At 63.0% G+C, this 1,173-nt stretch carries 2 protein-coding genes; one reads left to right on the top strand and one right to left on the bottom strand.

Translation table 11 applies throughout. The features are described from left to right. A partial coding sequence (locus tag GY769_10660) for an aminotransferase class III-fold pyridoxal phosphate-dependent enzyme (GenBank protein ID MCP4202379.1) occupies positions 1-435 on the bottom strand: 435 nt, incomplete at its 3' end. A gap of 269 nt (positions 436-704) precedes the next feature. On the opposite strand from GY769_10660, the gene GY769_10655 reads away from it, so the two are divergent. After that, the coding region (locus GY769_10655) for an aldehyde dehydrogenase family protein (GenBank protein MCP4202378.1) at positions 705-1,173 on the top strand (469 nt) is incomplete at its 3' end.

Raw genomic sequence — 1,173 nt, 5'->3', positions numbered from 1 at the left:
GAGAGTCGCTTCGGTGCCGGAATTGGTGAAGCGCCACAACGGCTGGTCGAAGCGCCGGGAGAGCTCCTCGGCGACGACTATCGCGTCCTCCGTGGGCTGGGCGAAATGGGTACCGCGGGGCGCGCGCCGGTTGACGGCGCGGACGAACGCCGGATGGGCGTGTCCGATGATGCCGACGCCGTAGCCGCCGTGAAGGTCGACGTACTCGTGGCCGTCGACGTCGTAGATCTTGGAGCCCTCGCCGTGGCTGAGCCACACCGTCTGCGGCTTGGCGATCATCCAACTCGAGGTCGCTCCTCCGGCCAGCGACTTGACGGCCCTCTTGTCGAGCTCGGCCGAACGCGGTTGGCGGTCGACGAAGATCTTCTCCTGTTCCTTGACCAGCTGAGCAACACGGGTATCGAGTCTGGCAGACGCGACCGGTACAGTAGACATCGTGTCGTTCTCCTCCAGATTTCTTGAATGGCTATTCACTATCTTAGCTGCTCGAGAGCGGATCGGTCTACCCCCAGAATCTCCAATCACCCTCTATTCGACCTCGCTTGACGGTCCAGCGACCAGCCGGTACACTTTGAACGACCATTCAGTCGACACGACTCTAGCCGAATTGAGCCGTTCGCAGAAATCGCCTGCAGCCAGCCGCTCTTCGACCGGCGTCGGTGAGCTTCACGCCGGCTGCCGGCGCCGAGCAAAGGAGTCCAATGATGTCCATCAGCGCAGTCGAAGAAGCCCCAGCAGCTGAATCAGTCGACCGAGAGAAGGAGAAATGGCATGCGGCGGCTGCCGCGGTCAAGCCCGAAGTGCGGCTGTTCATCGACGGCGATTATGTGGACGCCGCCCTCGGGGGTCGTTTCGAGACCGTCAACCCCGCCACCGGAGAGGTCATCGCCGAGATGGCCGAGGGCACCGCTGAGGACGTCGACCGGGCGGTCGCTTCGTCCTTGCAAGCTTACCGCTCCGGCTCCTGGGCGCGGATGGCGCCGCGCGAGAGGATGGAGGTCCTGTATCGGTACGCAGAGCTGATCGAAGAGAAATCCGAGGAGCTCGCGCTCCTCGATACCCTGGACATGGGCAAACCGATCACCGACATGATGACCGTCGACATGCCGGGGGTCGTCGAGACCTTCCAGTATTTCGCGGAGTGCATCGACAAGGTCGAGAGCACGGTCACCG

Source organism: bacterium, assembly GCA_024224155.1.
GTDB lineage: Bacteria > Acidobacteriota > Thermoanaerobaculia > Multivoradales > JAHEKO01 > CALZIK01.
The sequence above is the reverse complement of the archived record's forward strand: the minus strand, read 5'-3'. Positions and strand labels throughout refer to the sequence as shown.